Source organism: Rahnella sp. PCH160 (assembly GCF_047784855.1).
Classification (GTDB): Bacteria; Pseudomonadota; Gammaproteobacteria; order Enterobacterales; family Enterobacteriaceae; genus Rahnella.
The window spans coordinates 2,546,504-2,565,685 of sequence record NZ_JBLOGT010000001.1 but is presented as its reverse complement, the minus strand read 5'-3'; the positions used below and the strand labels follow the sequence as shown (position 1 = coordinate 2,565,685).

Below are 19,182 nucleotides of genomic sequence, written 5' to 3'. Positions count from 1 at the left end.
TTTATTGAGGAACGTTTATCCGAATTGAAATGGATCAGAGCAAATCGAGGAAGCGTGCCGCAGCCGGTGTGACAGAGTCTGCCTGATAAACGGCGTACACATCGGCGGGCAGCATCTCCGCCAGTGCGCAAAATCGCACACCCGGCCAGTGGATCCGCGCATAGCTTTCCGGCAACAACGTAATTCCGTAACCGTTGGCCACCAGCGCCAGTGCGGTCTGCGGCTCATTCACCTGCTGTTTCACCTGCGGCAGAAAACCGTGCTGACGGCACATCGAATACACATAACTGCCCAGACTCGACGTGTTCATCGGCATCAGAATAAAATCTTCATTCGCCAGTTCGCTGAGCGCCACGCTGTTTTTGACCGCCAGCGGATGATTTTCTGACAACGCCACGGCCACATTCTCACGCCCCATCAGCTTGCTCGATAACCCCTGCGGCAGCGCGATCTTCGCCTCGCGCCAGATACCGATATCAATCCTTTGCAGTTGCAACGCGTCGATTTGCTGGACCGGCGTCAGTTCGGTCATCGTCCAGCTGATTTCCGGCGCATGTTTGCCAAAATTATTCAGCACCGGCATCAGCGGCCCCCAGGCGGCGGTACCCACCGTACCGAACTGAATATGCCCGATTTCTCCCCCGCCAATTTTGCGCACCTGATGCAAGGAACGGTTGATGCTGTCGAGCATCAGCCCCGCTTCACGCATCAGCGCCGCGCCCGCCGGTGTCAGCGACACCGAACGCGTAGTGCGCAGAAACAGCGGCGTACCCAGCATCACTTCCAGCTCTTTAATATGCAGGCTCAGCGGCGGCTGCGACATATTGAGGCGAACCGCCGCTTTGCTGAAACTCAGTTCCTCGGCCACGACGCGAAAATAATGCAACAGGCGGAGGTTAATCTGGCCGAGATCGAAAACCGAATCGGTGAATGGTCGGGTCACATTTTCTCCAGTAGCATTTATTTTTCCTTAAATATTAGCGTATTAGATTTATAGGTTTTGACTATAAATCCCCGCGGCGAACGGTATTAGACACCACAGGCAGCTCACCCTAGCATTGCCTTCAACTCAACCCTACTGTCAATAATGAGAGAAGTGATCATGCTCAATAACAACGCGTTTGACTGTGCAGCTATTATCCGCCAGCGTGCTCCGGGCTTTATCCCACGTGCCGCGCTCATCTTAGGTTCCGGCCTCGGCACGCTGTGTGACGATATGTCCGGTGCGATTACCATCCCTTATGCTGACCTGCCGGGTTTCCCGCAAAGCAGCGTCGTCGGCCACGCCGGTGAACTGGTTCTGGGTCATCTCGAAGGTGTACCGGTAATGTGCATGAAAGGCCGCGGCCACATGTACGAAGGCCACGGTATGTCAGTGATGACCAGCGCCGTGCGCACTTTCAAACTGCTCGGCTGTGAATTCCTGCTGGCGACCAACGCCGCCGGTTCCATGCGTAAAGAGGTCGCGCCGGGCCGTTTGGTGGCACTCACTGACCACGTCAGCTTTATGCCGGAATCCCCGCTGGCTGGCCCGAACGACGACCGTTTCGGCCCGCGCTTCTTCAGCCTGGCGAACGCCTATGACAAAGATCTGCGCGTACAGCTTCACGTTGTTGCGGGCAAACTGGGCATCGACGTGGCAGAAGGCGTATTCGCCGCCTACACCGGCCCGAACTTCGAAACGCAGGCTGAAATCCGCATGATGCAAACCCTCGGCTGCGACGTCGTCGGCATGTCCATCGTGCCGGAAGTAATTTCCGCGCGTCACTGCGGCCTCAAAGTGCTGGCGGTATCTGCCATGACTAACTTTGCCGAAGGGTTATCCGACACTCCACTTTCCCACGAACAAACCCTGAGCTGCGCAAAACTGGCGGTGGGCGATTTCACCCGACTGATCCGTGCCTTCTTCGCTGACCTTTCAGCGGTTGGGAAATAAGGAACGTCTATGGAACAGGCATTCAACCGCCAGCGGATCAATATGATTTCCTGGCTGAGTTACTTCTTCACCGGCGCGCTGGTTTCAACGCTGGGTATCGTGATCGGCCCGGTATCGCAGGCGTTTGGCAAAGATCCGGCATTTATCGGACAGATGTTTACGCTGATGAACATCGGCCTGTTCCTGCCGATCATGATAAGCGGCGTGCTGATGCGCAGGTTTAATCTGGGCAAACAGCTGATCACCGGCTCAACGGTGTCGGTGCTGACGTGCATCGCATTGTTCCTGATGCCGACGATCACGATGTTCGGCATCGGCGTTTTCCTGATTGGCGCGGCGTCCGGCATCATGATGTCCATCGGCAGCTATCTGGTGGTGCGCATCAATGAAGATCCGAAGAAACGCTCGGCGAATTTGATTCTTACCGATTTCTTCTTTGCGCTGGCGGGAGTGATTTTGTCCCTGCTGCTGGGATATTTATTCCAGCACGGCGCAAGCTGGCTGGCGATGTACGGCGTCATGGCGGTGCTGAGCCTGATGATGATCGTGCTGTGCGTCGGGCAGAAATTCCCGTCGATTCCACAAGCGGTTGAGAAAAAATCATCCGCCAGCCAGCAGCACGATCGCTGGGGCGTTTCGGTCTGGGTATTGTGCTTCGCGCTGTTTGCTTTCCTGCTGGCTGAACCGGTGTTCACCATGTGGTTGCCAAGCTGGTTGAAGGACCACTTCGGGATGGCGGCTGACCGCGCGGCGTTCTACATCACGACCTACTGGACGGTGAAATCTATCGGCCTGTTCGTGAACCAGTTCACCGTTCGCTTCGTGAAACTGCGCACGTATCTGCTAATTTCAGCGGGTGTCGGGCTGGTGAGCCTGGCCGTTGCGGCCAACAGCGCGAACCCGATGCTTATTCTGATTTGTGCCGGTCTGTTTGGCTTCTGCAATTCCGGCCTGTTCTCCGGCATCATGAGCTACGGCAGTTTGCAGGTCAGAAATTCTCCGCCAACGCTGACGTCTGCCCTGCTGACTATCGGCACCATCGGAACGCTGATCTTCTCCACGTTATCGTCGCTGGTGTACAGCCAGTACGGGTTATTCTGGGCGCTGAATACCGCGACCATCGCTTACGTCTTCCTGCTGGCGGCGCTGATTTTTGCCTCGTTCAACAGCAAAGCCGAAGCGCTGGAACAGCAACCGGCGCACTGATTCCTGTCAGTTTTAAGCATAAAAAAGGGAAGACTCTGCGGAGCCTTCCCTTTTCTTATTTCACTGCCAGTGATTAAAGCTGCGGGCAGCGCTGCAAACTGTTTAGCCAGGATGTTTCAGGCTGGGCAACCAGACGACGGGCTCGGCCGTGACGACGCAGAATCAACCCTTTATCCTGCATTTCACTCAGGTCCCGACGAATGGTTTCAAGACTCACATCCAGCGATTGTGCCAGTTCGCTAACCTGTAACACTTCATGCTGTTCTACCAACTGAAGGATGGCCTGATGGCGATTTTTTTTAAGCACCGGTTATTCCTGTATTTTTGACAGTTGTGTGACACGAGTCACAAATAACGGAAACTATAATACCTTCGTTACATTGTTAATTTTGGGATCGATCTCAATTTTTCAGGAATCCCCACGAAGTTTTTACGCCTTCGGCAATTTTTGGTTCACCGCATTTCTCTGTCATACTGTGCGTATGCTGCAATTCCCCGTCCGGTTCCGGTGAAAACACACGTTCGGCCGGGGTGAACCTCAAAGGAATTTTCATGGAATTCAATACTGCCGGTCTGATCTCGCTGGAAGAAGCGCTGGAAAAAATGCGCGCTTATGTTCCGTCCAAAAGTACGACAGATACCGAATCTCTCCCGCTGGCTTCCGCTGCTGGCCGAATTACCGCCACGCCGGTGAAATCTCCGATTTTCGTTCCACCTTTTGATAATTCCGCGATGGACGGTTACGCCGTGCGCTGTGCTGATTTGCACGCGGATGCCGTTCTGCCTGTAGCAGGAAAAGCCTTTGCCGGTGCGCCTTTCCACGGTGAATGGCCTGCCGGAACCTGCATCCGTATTATGACCGGCGCACCGGTTCCGCAGGGTGCTGACGCGGTGATCATGCAGGAACAGGCCGAAGTGTCAGAAGCGGGCGTGCGTTTTACCGCCGAAGTGAACAAAGGCCAGAATATCCGCCTGACCGGCGACGACATCAAACAAGGCGACAGCGTGCTGCCTGCCGGTGTGCGTCTCGGCGCAGCTGAATTGCCGCTGCTGGCTTCTCTGGGTGTGACGGAAGTTAACGTCTGGAAAGCGCTGAAAGTTGCGGTGTTTTCGACCGGCGACGAACTGCAACCCGTCGGCACGCCGTTAGAGGAAGGCCAGATTTACGACACCAACCGTTTCGCGGTGCGTCTGATGCTCGAACAACTCGGCTGCACGGTGCTGGATTTGGGGATTATCCGCGACGATCCCCTGGCGCTGCGCAAAGCCTTTGAAGAAGCCAACGCGTTTGCCGATCTGGTAATTTCGAGCGGCGGCGTTTCTGTTGGCGAAGCCGATTACACCAAACAAATGCTCGATGAACTGGGTGAAATTGGTTTCTGGAAACTGGCGATGAAACCGGGCAAACCTTTCGCCTTCGGCAAATTGCAGGACAGCTGGTTCTGCGGCCTGCCGGGCAATCCGGTTTCTGCTGCACTGACGTTTTATCAGCTCGTGCAGCCGTTTATTGCCCAACTTTCCGGTCACACCGCCTGGCAGTTCCCGCCGCGTCTGAAAGCTAAAACCGTGACACCGATGAAGAAATCCGCAGGGCGTCTTGATTTCCAGCGCGGTATTTTCAGCACGAACACCGAAGGGCAGCTTGAAGTACGCACCACGGGACATCAGGGCTCGCATGTCTTCAGCTCATTCAGCCTGGCGAACTGCTTTGTGGTGCTCGAACGTGATCGTGAAAACGTCGCTGCGGGCGAAATCGTGGAAATCGAACCTTTCAACGCCCTGCTTCGGAGCTGATCATGGCGACGTTGCCGGAACTGACGGACACTGAAACCCTGCGTTATAACCGCCAGATCGTACTGAAAGGGTTTGATTTTGATGCACAGGAAAAACTGAAAGCCAGCCATGCGCTGATTGTCGGTCTGGGCGGTCTGGGCTGTGCGGCGGCGCAATATCTGGCGGCTGCAGGAACGGGTACGCTGACACTGCTGGATTTCGACACCGTTTCGCTGTCCAATTTGCAGCGCCAGACACTGCATACCGACGCCAGAATCGGCATGTCAAAAGTGGAATCTGCCGCGCTGGCGCTGGCGGCAATTAATCCGCATATTCATCTGAATCAGATTGATGCGCAGGCGGATGACGAAATGCTGGGCGAACTGATTGCCGCCTGCGACATCGTCGTCGATTGCACCGACAACGTCACGACGAGAAATCAGCTCAATCAGCAATGTTTTACACAGAAAAAACCGCTGGTGTCCGGCGCTGCCATCCGCATGGAGGGACAGCTCAGCGTGTTTACCTTTCAGCCCGACGAGCCCTGCTACCGCTGCCTGAGCCGTCTGTTTGGCGAAAATGCGCTGACCTGCGTCGAAGCCGGCGTAATGTCCCCGCTGGTCGGCACCATCGGCAGCTTACAGGCCATGGAAACCATCAAGCTGCTGACTCAATTCGGTGAAACGCCGCGCGGAAAACTGCTGATGTACGACGCCATGACGCTGCAATTTCGCCAGATGAACCTGATGAAAGACCCGGGTTGCGAGGTATGCGGTAATCACTGATTCTCAGATTTAAGACACAAAAAAACCGCCGGATAATGGTAATGCCGATCAGTTAAGGATCAGTTGAACGATCCAGTGGCTGTGTAAAAATCCAGAAACGTTCTTCGTTTCTGGATTTTTTTTATGCGCATTGCTCAGGCTCTTGAGCTCGTTTCCTGCTACGACTCTACCCGTAACCCTCTGACTTCTCTCGGTGATGTTCTGGATCCCGACCTTGTCTCCCGCTGTCTGGCCGAGTCAGGTTCCGTCACGCTGCGTAAACGCCGTCTCCCGTTGGAAATGATGGTCTGGTGCATCATTGGCATGGCGCTCGAACGCGAAGAACCCCTCCACCAAATCGTGAACCGTCTGGATATTATGCTCCCCGGCAACCGGCCCTTCGTTGCCCCAAGCGCCGTTATCCAGGCCCGCCAGCGCCTGGGAAGTGATGCCGTTCGCCGCGTGTTTACCCAAACGGCACAGGTGTGGCACAACTCCGTCACCCATCCACACTGGTGTGGTCTGACATTACTGGCGGTGGACGGTGTCGTCTGGCGAACCCAGGATACACCAGAAAATGATGTGGCTTTCCCGCGACAGACCTATGCCGGGCAACCGGGGCTTTATCCGCAGGTGAAAATGGTCTGCCAGATGGAACTGACCAGCCACCTGCTTACGGCTGCCGCCTTCGGTACGATGAAAGAAAGCGAATATACGCTGGCAGAAAAACTGATAGAACAAACAGGCGATAACACACTGACTTTACTCGATAAAGGTTATTATTCTCTGGGGCTGCTGAATGCCTGGCATCAGGCGGGAGAGAGCCGTCACTGGATGATCCCGTTGAAAAAAGGAGCGCAGTACGAAGAGGTGCGAAAACTCGGTAAAGGCGATCATCTGATAAGGATGAAAACCAGTCCTCAGGCCCGGAAAAAGTGGCCTGATCTGGGGGAGGAAATGACGGCTCGCCTTCTGACGTTTACCCGTAAAGGCAAAGTCTGCCATCTGCTGACCTCAATGACAGATGCCATGCGGTACCCGGGGGGGAAATGGCCGATCTCTACGGCCACCGTTGGGAAATCGAACTGGGTTATCGTGAAATTAAGCAGACGATGTTACTGAGTCGGTTAACGCTGAGAAGTAAAAAACCAGAACTTGTCGAGCAGGAGTTATGGGGGGTATTACTAGCCTATAATCTTGTTCGTTATCAGATGATTAAGATGTCTAAAACCCTAAAGGGTTACTGGCCGAATCAGCTAAGCTTCTCAGACTCGTGCAGTCTGGTGATGAGGATGTTAATGACGCTTCAGGGCGCATCTCCGGGCCGGATCCCCGAACTGTTGCGTAATCTGGAGAGTATGGCGCAGATGGTGAAGCTGCCGATAAGAAGAGAAAGGGCCTTTCCGAGAGTGGTGAAGGAAAGACCCCGGAAGTATCCAAAAGCACAGGAAAAAAGCCAGTCAGTTGCTTAACTGACTGGCATTACCGGATAATGGCGGTTTTTTAATGATACCAACCTCTAAATCATTCGAGTTGCATCAAGGCGGCAACTGAGTGAATCCCCGGGAGCATACATCAGTATGTGACCGGGGTTCGCGAAGGCAGCCAACGCAGAGGCAGCTTGAAGGATGACGAGGTTTAGTTGATGCCCTGGCTACGCAGGTAGTCTTCGTAGTTACCGGAGAAGTCGATGATACGGGTCGGCGTCATTTCCAGAATACGCGTCGCCAGCGAGCTTACGAATTCACGGTCATGGGAAACGAAGATCAGCGTACCTTCGTACATTTCCAGCGCCATGTTCAGTGACTCGATGGATTCCATATCCAGGTGGTTAGTTGGTTCATCCATTATCAGGATGTTTGGACGCTGCATCATCAGTTTCCCGAATAACATACGACCTTTCTCACCACCGGAAAGCACTTTCACTTTCTTCTTGATGTCGTCCTGACCGAACAGCAGACGCCCAAGCACACCGCGAACGGCCTGCTCGTCGTCTTTTTCAGATTTCCACTGACTCATCCAGTCGAAAACGTTCAGGGTATCGTCGAATTCGTATTCGTGATCCTGCGCGTAGTAACCGATTTTTGAGTTTTCAGACCATTTAACTGAACCGCTTTCCGGCTCATGCTCGCCCACCAGCGTTTTCAGCAGGGTGGATTTACCGATACCGTTGGCGCCCAGAATCGCGACTTTCTCGCCGACTTCCAGCATCAGGCCCAGGTTTTTAAACAACGGACCGTTGTCGAAACCTTTGGTGATTTTTTCCACTTCCAGCGCATTACGGAACAATTTCTTGTCCTGTTCGAAACGCATGTAAGGGTTCTGGCGGCTGGACGCTTTGATTTCGTCGAGCTGAATTTTATCAATCTGACGGGCACGCGAGGTCGCCTGTTTAGATTTGGAGGCGTTGGCGCTGAAGCGGCTGACGAAGGATTGCAGTTCAGCAATTTGCGCTTTTTTCTTGGCGTTATTGGCACTCAGAAGTTCACGAGCCTGCGTTGCCGCCGTCATGTATTCGTCGTAGTTGCCCGGATAAACGCGCAGTTCGCCGTAGTCCAGATCCGCCATGTGCGTACACACCATGTTCAGGAAGTGACGGTCATGCGAAATGATGATCATTGTGCTGTTACGCTCGTTCAGCACCTGCTCCAGCCAGCGAATAGTATCGATGTCCAGGTTGTTCGTCGGTTCGTCGAGCAGCAGAATTTCCGGGTCAGAGAACAGCGCCTGCGCCAGTAATACGCGAAGTTTAAAGCCCGGTGCGATTTCGCTCATCGGGCCATAATGTTGCTCAACAGGAATACCCACGCCCAGCAGCAGTTCACCGGCGCGGGATTCGGCGCTGTAGCCGTCCATCTCGCCGTAAGCGACTTCCAGATCAGCCACTTTGTAGCCGTCTGCTTCGCTCATTTCTGCCATGGCATAAATGCGGTCGCGCTCTTCCTTCACTTCCCACAATTCGGTGTGGCCCATGATCACGGTGTCCAGCACGCTGAACTGTTCGAATGCGAACTGATCCTGGCGCAGTTTACCCAGACGCTCGTTCGGGTCGAGGACCACGTTACCGCCTGATGGCACTAAATCGCCACCGAGGATTTTCATGAAAGTGGATTTACCACAACCGTTCGCGCCAATCAGGCCATAGCGGTTACCGCCGCCAAATTTGACGTTAATGTTTTCAAATAACGGCTTGCTGCCGAATTGCATGGTGATGTTGTAAGTACTTAGCACAACGCTCGCTCTTCATTGGGAAATGTGATTTGGCGCGCATTATGCCACAACGGCGCGGCGGGATCGCCTGTAGTTGTGTTCATTTTTCACTCAATAGATAAAAAAATGTGTCATGCGCAGGATTATCAGAGGGTCAGAAACGCAAAAAACCCGGCCTCAGCCGGGTTTTCATGGTTAACAACTGAAATCAGAAGTTGTAACCAATCACGCCGTAGTAACCCCAGCCGGTCGATTTCACGTCGAAATTACCGTTACCGAAGTTCAGCTCAGCGCCGTCAGCCCACTGGCCACCGTTGTGGAAGTAACGCGCCACGAACGAGTAATGCCAGTGTGTGTAGTTCAGCGAGAGGATATGGCTGGACGCGATAGAGTTGTTAGAACGCGCTTTGTTGCCGTTCAGGTCACGGAAATCGTCATCGCCCAGTGTTGAGCCCCAGTCAAAGTTGGTGAACCCGATGTAGCTCAGGTTGCCGCCCCACAGCTGCGTCAGAGGAACGAAGTATTTCACTTTGAAACGGTAGCCGTCCCAGCTGTTTTCGTTCGCTGCGCTGTAGTTTTCCCACTGGTATTTCGCATACACGTTCAGAGACAGGCTCATCGGCAGATGGGTATCGATATCGGTACCCAGACCCATATACCAGGTGTTCTGACGGTTATTGCTGTCCGGGCCCATATCGTAGATATAGTTGTTCGCGAAGTACCACTCTTTGAACGGACCAAAGCTCAGGTCAGTGCCGGTCAGCTTATCGATAGAAAAACGCGGTTCGATTTCCATAAACAGCGGAGAACCGTTTTTGTCCCAGATACCGGTATCATTGCCGTTACCCGCACCGAAGGTTTTTGGAATATCGATATAGCCGTAGAAATCAAACCAGTCTTTGTGCGCAAACGCTTCATATTCAAGATAAACATCGTTACGCAGAGTCGGTCCGAAACGGGTGTCGGCGCTGCCTACAATGTTGACACTCTGGTGCCACCAGTCAGAAACAAATTCGCCCTTGCTATCATCAGCGAGCACGGTCGCGCTGTAGGACAAAGCCATCAAAGCGCCTGCTGCAATAATTTTATTTTTCATATTTTCACCAGAAGCGGGGGTGGGACAACGCCTTGCCACTTTCAGACGTTGCATAAATAAAACCCTAAAACTGTGATCCGCAACCGATTGCTGCACATAGTGCATAAAATCTGCAATATCCAGTTACTTCCTACAAGAGTTAACTTTTCTTAGCTAATAAATAGATTTGGTCAAGGTTTGTCAATTTCTGTTTCATTCTGATACATGATCAATGTGACATTGATCACACTTATGTTTCAGGGCGATTTCATTCAGGCGTCTTTGTTGAGAAACAAAGGGTGTTTACAAAACCTCCACACCGTTAATTGTCATGCTATAATTATGACAATTAACGGTGTGGAGACCGACATCATGAATTCAAAAATTACCGGGCTGTCTTCCAGCCAAATGAAAGAGCCTGTAACGCCGCTCTGGCAATCTGCGGGGCTTCCCGCAGGCAGCGGAGTCAATTTACTAAATGCCATACAGAAAGGTTTTCCTGTTGATAGTATCAATCGCCTGAACACTGAGCTGGGGTGGCCGAAAATGGTTTTGCTGGAAATAATGGGGATCAACGAGCGCAATTATGCGCGGCGTAAAGCCGGAAACGGCTTGCTGAAAAGCGATGAAAGCGAGCGTGTGGCTCGCCTTGTGCGCACGATTGATGCGGCTACGGATCTGTTTGAGGGTGATCGCGTTTCGGCGCTGGAATGGATAACCCGCCCGGCACCGGCGCTGGCAGGGTCAAGGCCGCTGGAGCTGTTATCGTCTGAAGCGGGCGCGGTTGAAGTGAACCGGTTGATTGGCCGTCTTCAGCACGGGGTATTCAGTTGAAGCTGTTTCGCATTGTTCAGACACAACATTTAGCCACTGCCTGGTCGGGGGCCGGAGCCCAGATTTACGGTGGGCGCTGGAACCCGCCCGGCAGGCCGGTAGTTTATCTGACAACGAGTATTTCGCTGGCGATTCTGGAAATTCTGGTGCACTTGCAAAACAGCATGATGCTTCGCTCATACCAGCTCCTCAGTATTGAGGTGCCGGATGCGCTGCTGGATACTCTCGCAGTGAATGAACTGGCGGCGGACTGGCGCAGCCCTTCCCCGCCGGACAGCACACAGCGTCAGGGCGAAGCGTGGCTGGCAGAAGGGGAACACGTCGGGCTGAGGGTTCCGTCGGTGATTGTCCCGACGGAATATAATGTGCTGCTCAATCCGCAGCATCCTGATTTCGCGCAGTTGCTCGATTCCGTAGAACGCGAGCCCATGATGTTTGACCCGCGTCTGCAATAGTTTGTCCGTAATCCGGCATGAGGCAAATCGCCCCACCCCCGCTCTTATGCTGCTTTCCGGTTACTGCGGTAAATCAGCGCCAGCGCGATAATCAGACAAGGGATCGCCGCCACACGGTGCCAGGACAGCGCGATTTGCGGGTTATCCAGCCAGCCGAAATTGTCGATGAGCATTCCCATCGCCAGTTGCCCCAAAATCACCGCCACCGTCGCCACCGCTGTACCGACGCGCGGCACCGCAGTGACCATCACAATGATATAAGGCACACCAAATAATGCGCCCATCAGTTGCCATTTGGGTACTGTCAACAACGTTGCCTGTTGCGGCGTTTGCAGAAACAGAATCAGCACTGCCGTAATAGCCGCCCCGACGCTGAAGGTCAGAAAAGCACTTTTCAGTACGCCAACCTTTTCGCCGAGTTGCCCGTTTACCGCCGCCTGCATACTCAGCGCCGCACCGGCCACGATAGCCAGAACAATCATAATCAGTTCAGTCATTGGTTAACCCCAGGCAATCAGTACAAGTGCAGCAACAATAAACAGCAGCGCCAGCAGGCGTTCGCCACCCACTTTTTTATGCGGCGTGCCAAACCAGCCGTAATGGTCGATCAGGACACTTTTCGCCACCTGCCCGGACAAAATCGCGATCATCGTCATCCCGATACCAATCACCGGCGTTGCAAGAGTCAGCACCACGACATACACCGGCCCCAGCACGCCGCCGAGCAGTTGCCAGCCGGGTTGCTGCGTAAAAGACGGTGCGTTACGCGGGCTGAAAAACAGCACCAGCAAACCGGTCAGCACCGCGCCGACGCCAAAAATACTCAGCGTCGCCCACAAATGCCCGACCTCCGTGCCCAGCGGGCCGATCAGCCCCGCCTCCAGTGAAAGCCCCATCCCCGCCAGAACGACCAGCGGAATTAACATCAGATTCATCATTGCCCTGTTCTCATTATTTTAACTGCCCGCTATTTCAGAAGCGGCGACTATAGCGTGACAACGTTATGCGAAAAACCGCACAATCAGGAAAATACCTATGCAGGAATCGCACAGATGAAAAGTTTCAATCAGATTAACATTCAGTCTTTGCGCCTGTTTGTGGCGGTGCTCGATCAGGGAAATTTCTCCGAAGTGGCGCGGCGTGAAGCGATGTCTCCTTCAACGGTTTCACGGGTCATTGCCCAGTTAGAGCAGGCATTACAGACGCAGTTGCTGTACCGCAACACGCGTGCGGTCAGCCCGACAGAATCCGGAAAATTGCTGGCGGAACACGCGCGTCAGGTGCTGACACAATTAGATCTCGCGGAGCAGGATTTGCAGGAACAAAGCAGCGAACCGGGCGGACTGGTACGCATTAATGCGCCAGTGGTTTTCGGCCAGCGCCATATTGCCCCTGGCTGCCGGAACTGAGCACGCGTTTTCCACGGCTGAACATTGAACTGATGCAGACGGATGATTTCATCGACCCGTTGCAGGACAGCGTGGATCTGCTGATCCGGATTGGCGTCATGGCCGATTCCACCCTTCAGGCACGAACGCTCGGCCATCAGAATTTTCGTCTCGCCGCCAGCCCGGCGTATTTGGCCCGCGCGGGTATTCCGGCCACACCGGATGATCTTTCAAACCACAGTTGCCTGGTTTTTAAAGGATTCGCCGGTGCCCAGCGGTGGTACTTCCGCCAGCCGGAAAAGGAATGGCGCTCCTGGAACCTGCGCGGCGTTCTGACCAGCAATAATGCTGAAACCCTGAGGCAGGCAGCCATCGGCGGAATGGGATTAGTGGTTTTCCCGACATGGCTGATTGGCGATGCGCTCCGCGCAGGAACGCTGGTGAGCGTGTTGCCTGAGTACCAGGTTTCAACGTCGCCGGAACCGCAGACTATCTCGGCATTGTACCCGAATGCCCGGCGGGCGTCGGTTAAGGTACGGGTGGTGATTGATTATCTGGTGGAGAAGTTTGGCGAGCCAGCTTATTGGGAGTGAGGCGGCTGCACCGGGTCTTTGGTCGGTGTGGGCCGACGCCCACGGTTTTGACCTTAAATTGAAACTAAACCTTCAATTCCATCCCTACATGCGCGATCCCATCTTCATCATAAACCTCCGTATACGCCACAAACCCCAGCCTGCCGTAAAACTGTTGTAAGTGCGCCTGCGCCGAAATCGCAATCCGCTCACCCGGCCAGTGTTTCTGACATGCGGCCAGCGCCTGTTCCATCAGCTGATAACCCAGTTTCAGGCCGCGTGCGGAAGGCGCGACGATCACCCGTCCGATGGCGACTTCGCCGGCATGGCGCAAAATACGCGCGTAGGCCGCAGGTTTCCCGTCAAGCCACGCGACGATATGACGGTTTTCACCAACCAGATCCTGTCCGTCGATATCCTGATAAACACAGGTTTGCTCGACCACAAACACTTCACTACGCAAGGCCAGAATGGCGTAAATCTGCGCCGCGTTAAGTTCGCTGTGGTGATAATCCTGCCAGTGGAGAGATGAAGATTCGCTCATGAATAGGTGCCCCGCCCTTACCTGAATTCGCCGTTTTCTGGCTGCAAAAAAAAAGAGATATCCCGAAGAATATCTCTTTGTATCATGCCTTAAAGACTATTTGTAACCGGCCTGTAAAAACATTCAGGCAGATTTTTACCGGTCCGGTGCGTACCGGTTTGGCAAACACAGATAACCGACGTGCGTCAGGAAACACAACGCTCTCACGCGTGAATTCCGTTGTAATGTGTCGTCAGCGGCATCCTTCATTTTTCCAAGACATCGCGTAAGAACGGCAACACCTTCTCCAGCAACAGTTCCGGTTGTTCTTCGGCAATATAATGGCCGCAAGGCAGCGCTTCGCCCTTCACGTCTTCGGCGACTTTTCGCCACTCTTCCAGCGGCGCAAAACACTGACCGACCGTGCCTTTTTCGCCCCAAAGCACCAGTAACGGACAGCTCAGTTTGCGGGATGCATTCAGATCTTCTTTGTCGTGTTGCAGGTCGATACTTGCCGATGCCCGATAGTCCTCGCAAATCCCGCGCGCGGTTCCATTTTGTTGCAGACAGCGTAAATAATCTGCGTAAGCTTCTTCGGTGAAAGGCTGCATCCCGGCGCTGCGGCTGCCCATGACGCTGCGCAGATACTGATCCGGATCGGTGGTGATCAGCGTTTCCGGTAGCGGAGCCGGGCGGATCAGGAAAAACCAGTGCCAGTAAGCACGGGCAAAAGCTTCATTGGTTTGCTGATACATCGAAAGTGTCGGCGCGATGTCCATCAGCACCAGGCGTTTAACGGCCTGCGGATGATCCAGCGCCAGCCGGTGTGCGACACGGGCACCCCGGTCATGGGCAATAACGCTGAACCGGTTGAAGCCGAGCGCGGCCATTAACTCCCGCTGGTCTTGCGCCATTTCGCGTTTGCTGTAGCGCAGATGTTCGTCATCAGGTTCGGGTTTACCACTGTCGCCGTAGCCACGCAAATCGGCCAGAACAACGGTGAACTTAGCAGTCAGAAACGGCGCGACCTTATGCCAGATGGCCTGTGTTTGCGGGTGTCCGTGCAGTAACAGCAGAGGCTCGCCCTGCCCGGCAATCCGGTAGGCGATCTCCGTGCCGCTGACCTGCATCCGACCTTGGGTAAAATGTTCAAACATGGGTTTTCTCCTTTTTAACCCATCTTAGTCGCTGGTTTTTCAGCAACAAGGTCACAAATGAAGATTGCCGCTTCACGATCTGTGTTTTGAGACACCACACTCAGGCCGTTGCCTGATAACGGGTAAGTTTGCGACGCTGGCATTATCCAATACGTTCATCAGGGCAATGCAATGAAGCCAAAAACGCTGTATGAAAAGCATATCGACAGCCACACCGTCCGCACGCTGGACGACAAAGGGCATGTGTTGCTGTACATCGACCGGCAGGTGATTAATGAGTACACCAGCCCGCAGGCTTTCAGCGGTTTGCGTGACGCCGGCCGTCGCGTATGGCGGCCGGAAACCTCACTGGCGGTGGTCGATCACGTCAACCCGACAACGCCTTTGCGCACACGCCAGATGCCCGATGCCGGTGGCGCGCGTCAGGTGTCATATCTGGCCGAGAACTGCACAGAATTTGGCATCGAGCTGTTTGATATTCTCGATTCCCGTCAGGGTATTGAACACGTTGTCGCACCGGAACAGGGCTTTATCTTGCCGGGTATGGTGATTGCCGCCGGTGACAGCCACACCACCACGTATGGCGCATTGGGCGCATTCGGGTTTGGTATCGGCACATCGGAAATTGAGCATTTGCTGGCGACCCAGACGCTGGTCTACAAACGCCTGAAAACCCTGCGCGTGACGGTGAATGGCACGCTGCATAACGGCATTACCGCCAAAGATGTGGTAATGGCGCTGGTGGCGAAAATCGGGGCTTCGGGAGCAACGGGTTACGCCATCGAATTCTGCGGTCAGGGTATCGACATGCTGAGCGTCGAAGGCCGCATGACCATCTGCAATATGGCAGTGGAAGCCGGTGCGCGCGGTGCGTTTATGGCGCCTGATGACAAAGTATTTACTTATCTGAAAAACAAACCGCGTGCGCCAAAAGGCCAGCAATGGCAGGAGGCGGTAGAAGTCTGGCGCACGCTGCGCAGCGACCCGGACGCCGTTTTCGACCGCGAAGTGGAACTGCGCGCCGGAGACATCGCCCCGATGGTCAGTTGGGGTACCAGCCCGGATCAGGCACTGGGGATTAGCGGGCGCGTTCCCGATCCGGAATCTGAACCGGATGCCTCACGGCGCAAAGACCTGCAACGTGCGCTCAGTTATATGGGGTTACGTGCCGGTCAGCCGCTGAACAGTATCGGCATCAGCCACGCCTTTATCGGCTCCTGCACCAATGCGCGCATTGAAGATTTGCGTGCCGCTGCCGACGTTGTGCGCGGCAAAAAAGTGGCCTACGCGGTGCGGGCGATGATCGTTCCCGGCTCCAGTCAGGTGCGTGCGCAGGCCGAAGCCGAAGGGCTGGCGGAGGTATTTATTCAGGCGGGGTTTGAATGGCGGCAGTCTGGCTGTTCGATGTGTCTGGCGATGAACGACGACGTGCTGTCGCCGGGCGACCGGTGTGCGTCGAGCACCAACCGTAACTTCGAAGGCCGTCAGGGTGCAGGTGCGCGAACCCATCTGATGAGCCCTGCGATGGTTGCCGCCGCCGCAATTTGCGGTCATCTGACCGATGTTCGCGACCTGTGAGGAGAAAATCATGCAAGCATTTAACGTCTTAACCGGCGCAGCCGCGCCTTTACCTGCGGCTAACGTCGATACCGATGTGATTATGCCGAAGCAATTTCTGAAAGGCATCGACCGCAACGGGCTGGATCAAGGCGTGTTTTTCGACCTGCGCTTTCTGGCTGACGGCTCGCCCGATCCGACGTTTATCCTCAATCAGTCTGCGTGGCAGGAAGCAAAATTCCTGCTGGTCGGCCCGAACTTTGGCTGTGGGTCAAGCCGTGAACACGCGGTGTGGGGGCTGAAACAGCTGGGAATACGGGCGCTGATCGGCACCACGTTTGCGGGGATCTTTTTTGATAACTGCCAGCGTAACGGCGTGCTCACCGTGCAGCTCTCCCGGAGCAGTGGGCGCAGCTGGCTGAACAGGTTACGCAGGCGGATAGCAACAAAATTACCGTCGATTTACCGGCGCAAACAATAAGTTTGCATGATGGCAAAGAGATCGCTTTCAACATCGACGAGCTGAGCAAAATGTCACTGCTCAACGGTCTGGATTCGGTGGGCAATACGCTGCGCCACAGCGATGAAATCCGTGAATTTCAGCAGGCGCATTTGCAGCGTAACCCGTGGCTGGCGTGAAAACGTTATTGCAGTAACTGGCTAAAGCGCTGATGCAGGAATTCAACGCAAACCCGCAGTTTTGCGGAATCTGCCAGCCGTGTGGGATAGACCGCCCAGACGCTGGCAGGCTGGGAAAACTGCGGTAATACCTGTACCAGTTCGCCCCGGTCGATATAAGGCCGGACATCCCACTCAGAGCGCAGAATAATCCCGTGGTGTTTGAGCGCCCATTGCAATACCACTTCGCCGCTGTTAGAGGACAGCACGCCTTTTACACGGATACGCTGCTCTTCACCCACGCCCGTCAGCGACCACACCCCAAACGGGTTATCGCGCTCTTTGAGAACCAGACACTGGTGTTGCGTCAGGGCGTCGGGTGAATCGGGTTCGCCGTGCGCGGCCAAATATTGCGGTGAGGCACAAAGAATGCGCTGGTGCTGCGCCAGCTTTTTACCGATGTGTTGTTCGGGAATGTCATCACCGACTAGAATTTCGAGATCAATGCCTTCAGCGACCAGATCAACCACACGGTCAAACAGATCGAGGCGCAGGTTTAAGTGCGGATAACGTTCTGCCAGTTCGGCGACGGCGGGCGCGACGTGACAGCGCCCGAAGCCGAACGAACTGCAAATATGCACGTTGCCGCGAACCTCACTGCGGGAGTCTGAAACATCACCGATGAACTGATCGAAGGTATCGAGAATTTGCAGCGCCCAGCGTTGCGCGCGTTCGCCGTCGTCTGTCAGGCGAACGCCACGGGTCGAGCGATGCAGTAAACGGGTGTTCAGCGCCTCTTCGAGGATCTGAATGCGCTTACTGATATAGGCCGGAGACTGCCCTAATTCGGTCGCCGCGGCGGCGAAACTTTGCTTGTTCACGACCGCCAGAAAAACCCGTAAATCTTCAGCCAGCGGCAAACGATCGCGTTCAGTGGTCATGGTTAGCGCCCGTTAATCCTCACGTTACTTTTTATTCGCCGGATAAATGTCCGTAATCTTTACGCCAGCAAGTTCAAGTTTTTCCTGCGCTTCCTGAAGGTCGTCGCTTTCGATTTCCAGCGGTTCCTGATCTTTACCCAGACAAGGCGTCAGTGCCAGTTCAACCAGGATCGGGAAGTGATCGGAGCCCATGAAATCGAGCCGTTTCAGGTCAATCAGCGTGAAATCTCTGCTGTGGAAAACATGGTCCAGTGGCCAGCGCAAAAACGGATAGCTGGCGTGAAAAGTATTGTACATACCCCGGCCACGGCGCGGGTCGAGCAATCCGCTGATTTTCATGAATAAACGGGTGGTACGCGACCACGCCACATCGTTAAGGTCGCCGGTCACAATGGTCGGGAAATGCGCTTTCGCGGCGGTATGCCCGACGGCGATCAGCTCGCCATCGCGTGCGGTCGATTCATCGGCTTCGGTCGGGCTTGGCGGCCTCGGATGCAGACAGTGCAGTACCACCTGTTCCCCCGATGGCAACTCAGCACGGAAATGCATCGAAGGGATGTCTTTCGCCACCAGAAACTGGATCTGCTCGCCGTGCATCGGCAAACGGGAATAGACATGCATGCCGTACAGATTATCCAGCGGACAACGCAGGCTGTGCGGGTAATCAGCCTCCAGCGGAGACATCTGGTCTTCCCACCACTGATCCGTTTCCAGCAGCACAATAATGTCTGGTTTGTGTTCCTGAATCTGACTGAGCAACTGCTTGGTCTGTCGGTTGGTGGTGAGTACATTACTGTTGAGAATTTTGATGCGTGAATGGCCGTCGGAAGCCGTTTTTTTCACCTGCACGCGGTATAAACGGGTATACGGCAAAATCCACCAACCCTGATATGCCATGCAGGCGACCGTCAGGATAATCACGACGCCGGTCAGCACGCCGTCAAACGGCAAGATCAGCAGTTCAGTCAGCAGAAAAAGCAGGCACAGGGAAACCATTTGCAGGCGCGGAAAATCCCACACTCGCACCCACCAGCGCTGATTTTTGGAAAGAGGAAGCAGCGTCAATAAGGTCATGATGACCGTCAGAACGCAGACGATAATTCGGAGTGCTTGCATCGGTTATCAGCCCTGATAAAAAACAAAATTTAAAATTACTCACCGATTGTGGCTTAA

17 protein-coding genes and 3 pseudogenes are annotated in these 19,182 nt (G+C 54.4%); 10 read left to right on the top strand and 10 right to left on the bottom strand.

From position 1 onward, the window contains the following. Positions 1-34 precede the first annotated feature (34 nt). Entirely contained in the window at positions 35-943 is a 909-nt protein-coding gene (locus ACM5QY_RS11885; protein ID WP_416120799.1) for a LysR family transcriptional regulator, read from the bottom strand. Positions 944-1,102: 159 nt separating this feature from the next. On the opposite strand from ACM5QY_RS11885, the gene xapA reads away from it, so the two are divergent. Together xapA and tsgA are read left to right on the top strand one after the other, a co-directional pair. Further along, positions 1,103-1,936, top strand: a complete 834-nt coding sequence (gene xapA / locus ACM5QY_RS11880; protein ID WP_416120798.1) for a xanthosine phosphorylase — start codon at positions 1,103-1,105, stop codon at positions 1,934-1,936. A 9-nt stretch (positions 1,937-1,945) separates the two neighbouring features. Next, positions 1,946-3,142 carry an MFS transporter TsgA gene (gene tsgA, locus ACM5QY_RS11875; protein WP_416120797.1) on the top strand — a complete coding sequence of 399 codons (1,197 nt, stop codon included), beginning with the start codon at positions 1,946-1,948 and terminating at the stop codon, positions 3,140-3,142. 73 nt (positions 3,143-3,215) lie between these two features. Here tsgA and ACM5QY_RS11870 read toward each other — a convergent pair whose 3' ends face one another. Then, positions 3,216-3,449 carry a DeoR family transcriptional regulator gene (locus ACM5QY_RS11870; RefSeq protein ID WP_101075987.1) on the bottom strand — a complete coding sequence of 78 codons (234 nt, stop codon included), beginning with the start codon at positions 3,447-3,449 and terminating at the stop codon, positions 3,216-3,218. Between the two features lie 245 nt (positions 3,450-3,694). Here ACM5QY_RS11870 and moeA point away from each other — a divergent pair, with 245 nt between their 5' ends. The 3 genes and pseudogenes from moeA (at position 3,695) to ACM5QY_RS11855 (ending at position 7,151) form a co-directional block, all read left to right on the top strand. Then, positions 3,695-4,936, top strand: coding sequence for a molybdopterin molybdotransferase MoeA (gene moeA, locus ACM5QY_RS11865; protein ID WP_416120796.1), 1,242 nt, complete (start codon positions 3,695-3,697; stop codon positions 4,934-4,936). A 2-nt stretch (positions 4,937-4,938) separates the two neighbouring features. Beyond that, on the top strand, positions 4,939-5,700 hold the full coding sequence (gene moeB / locus ACM5QY_RS11860; protein WP_416120795.1) for a molybdopterin-synthase adenylyltransferase MoeB: 762 nt from the start codon (positions 4,939-4,941) through the stop codon (positions 5,698-5,700). A gap of 123 nt (positions 5,701-5,823) precedes the next feature. Next, positions 5,824-7,151, top strand: a pseudogene (locus tag ACM5QY_RS11855) (IS4 family transposase). Between the two features lie 166 nt (positions 7,152-7,317). On the opposite strand, the gene ACM5QY_RS11850 reads toward ACM5QY_RS11855, so the two are convergent. Both ACM5QY_RS11850 and ACM5QY_RS11845 read right to left on the bottom strand, forming a co-directional pair. Further along, positions 7,318-8,910 carry an ABC-F family ATPase gene (locus ACM5QY_RS11850; RefSeq protein ID WP_416120794.1) on the bottom strand — a complete coding sequence of 531 codons (1,593 nt, stop codon included), beginning with the start codon at positions 8,908-8,910 and terminating at the stop codon, positions 7,318-7,320. Positions 8,911-9,097: 187 nt separating this feature from the next. Further along, the gene (locus ACM5QY_RS11845) at positions 9,098-9,985 is read right to left on the bottom strand and encodes a nucleoside-specific channel-forming protein Tsx (protein WP_416120793.1); all 888 of its coding nucleotides are present in this window, start codon (positions 9,983-9,985) and stop codon (positions 9,098-9,100) included. Between the two features lie 351 nt (positions 9,986-10,336). On the opposite strand from ACM5QY_RS11845, the gene parS reads away from it, so the two are divergent. Both parS and ACM5QY_RS11835 read left to right on the top strand, forming a co-directional pair. Next, the gene (gene parS, locus ACM5QY_RS11840; protein ID WP_416120792.1) at positions 10,337-10,798 is read left to right on the top strand and encodes a type II RES/Xre toxin-antitoxin system antitoxin; all 462 of its coding nucleotides are present in this window, start codon (positions 10,337-10,339) and stop codon (positions 10,796-10,798) included. Then, positions 10,795-11,253, top strand: a complete 459-nt coding sequence (locus ACM5QY_RS11835) for an RES family NAD+ phosphorylase (protein ID WP_416120791.1) — start codon at positions 10,795-10,797, stop codon at positions 11,251-11,253. The genes parS and ACM5QY_RS11835 overlap by 4 nt, the downstream gene beginning before the upstream one ends. 44 nt (positions 11,254-11,297) lie before the next feature. On the opposite strand, the gene ACM5QY_RS11830 is transcribed toward ACM5QY_RS11835, so the two are convergent. Both ACM5QY_RS11830 and ACM5QY_RS11825 read right to left on the bottom strand, forming a co-directional pair. Further along, the gene (locus ACM5QY_RS11830) at positions 11,298-11,750 is read right to left on the bottom strand and encodes a DMT family transporter (RefSeq protein WP_416120790.1); all 453 of its coding nucleotides are present in this window, start codon (positions 11,748-11,750) and stop codon (positions 11,298-11,300) included. Positions 11,751-11,753: 3 nt separating this feature from the next. Next, entirely contained in the window at positions 11,754-12,188 is a 435-nt protein-coding gene (locus ACM5QY_RS11825; RefSeq protein WP_416122871.1) for a DMT family transporter, read from the bottom strand. Positions 12,189-12,305: 117 nt separating this feature from the next. On the opposite strand from ACM5QY_RS11825, the pseudogene ACM5QY_RS11820 reads away from it, so the two are divergent. Continuing rightward, positions 12,306-13,234, top strand: a pseudogene (locus tag ACM5QY_RS11820) (LysR family transcriptional regulator). A 64-nt stretch (positions 13,235-13,298) separates the two neighbouring features. On the opposite strand, the gene ACM5QY_RS11815 reads toward ACM5QY_RS11820, so the two are convergent. Further along, on the bottom strand, positions 13,299-13,757 hold the full coding sequence (locus tag ACM5QY_RS11815; RefSeq protein WP_416120789.1) for a GNAT family N-acetyltransferase: 459 nt from the start codon (positions 13,755-13,757) through the stop codon (positions 13,299-13,301). Between the two features lie 245 nt (positions 13,758-14,002). Continuing rightward, on the bottom strand, positions 14,003-14,893 hold the full coding sequence (locus ACM5QY_RS11810; protein WP_416120788.1) for an alpha/beta fold hydrolase: 891 nt from the start codon (positions 14,891-14,893) through the stop codon (positions 14,003-14,005). Positions 14,894-15,064: 171 nt separating this feature from the next. On the opposite strand from ACM5QY_RS11810, the gene leuC reads away from it, so the two are divergent. Both leuC and leuD read left to right on the top strand, forming a co-directional pair. Then, positions 15,065-16,471: a 3-isopropylmalate dehydratase large subunit gene (leuC, locus tag ACM5QY_RS11805; protein WP_416120787.1), complete on the top strand. Its 1,407-nt coding sequence runs from the start codon at positions 15,065-15,067 to the stop codon at positions 16,469-16,471. A 10-nt stretch (positions 16,472-16,481) separates the two neighbouring features. Further along, a pseudogene (gene leuD / locus ACM5QY_RS11800) lies at positions 16,482-17,089 on the top strand (3-isopropylmalate dehydratase small subunit). A 5-nt stretch (positions 17,090-17,094) separates the two neighbouring features. Here the strand turns inward: leuD and ACM5QY_RS11795 are convergent. Then, positions 17,095-18,009 (bottom strand): LysR substrate-binding domain-containing protein, encoded by a 915-nt coding sequence (locus ACM5QY_RS11795; RefSeq protein WP_416120786.1) that lies wholly within the window; start codon positions 18,007-18,009, stop codon positions 17,095-17,097. Between the two features lie 24 nt (positions 18,010-18,033). Continuing rightward, complete coding sequence (locus tag ACM5QY_RS11790) at positions 18,034-19,125, bottom strand: endonuclease/exonuclease/phosphatase family protein (protein WP_416120785.1); 1,092 nt, start codon at positions 19,123-19,125, stop codon at positions 18,034-18,036. Positions 19,126-19,182: the final 57 nt, after the last annotated feature.

Bases quoted from the DNA above. Each gene is read 5' to 3' on its own strand.
- moeB (WP_416120795.1), top strand. From the start codon at position 4,939: ATGGCGACGTTGCCGGAACTGACGGACACTGAAACCCTGCGTTATAAC.
- tsgA (WP_416120797.1), top strand. From the start codon at position 1,946: ATGGAACAGGCATTCAACCGCCAGCGGATCAATATGATTTCCTGGCTG.
- ACM5QY_RS11845 (WP_416120793.1), bottom strand. From the start codon at position 9,985: ATGAAAAATAAAATTATTGCAGCAGGCGCTTTGATGGCTTTGTCCTAC.
- ACM5QY_RS11790 (WP_416120785.1), bottom strand. From the start codon at position 19,125: ATGCAAGCACTCCGAATTATCGTCTGCGTTCTGACGGTCATCATGACC.
- ACM5QY_RS11815 (WP_416120789.1), bottom strand. From the start codon at position 13,757: ATGAGCGAATCTTCATCTCTCCACTGGCAGGATTATCACCACAGCGAA.
- leuC (WP_416120787.1), top strand. From the start codon at position 15,065: ATGAAGCCAAAAACGCTGTATGAAAAGCATATCGACAGCCACACCGTC.
- ACM5QY_RS11830 (WP_416120790.1), bottom strand. From the start codon at position 11,750: ATGACTGAACTGATTATGATTGTTCTGGCTATCGTGGCCGGTGCGGCG.
- moeA (WP_416120796.1), top strand. From the start codon at position 3,695: ATGGAATTCAATACTGCCGGTCTGATCTCGCTGGAAGAAGCGCTGGAA.
- parS (WP_416120792.1), top strand. From the start codon at position 10,337: ATGAATTCAAAAATTACCGGGCTGTCTTCCAGCCAAATGAAAGAGCCT.
- ACM5QY_RS11825 (WP_416122871.1), bottom strand. From the start codon at position 12,188: ATGAATCTGATGTTAATTCCGCTGGTCGTTCTGGCGGGGATGGGGCTT.
- xapA (WP_416120798.1), top strand. From the start codon at position 1,103: ATGCTCAATAACAACGCGTTTGACTGTGCAGCTATTATCCGCCAGCGT.
- ACM5QY_RS11795 (WP_416120786.1), bottom strand. From the start codon at position 18,009: ATGACCACTGAACGCGATCGTTTGCCGCTGGCTGAAGATTTACGGGTT.
- ACM5QY_RS11810 (WP_416120788.1), bottom strand. From the start codon at position 14,893: ATGTTTGAACATTTTACCCAAGGTCGGATGCAGGTCAGCGGCACGGAG.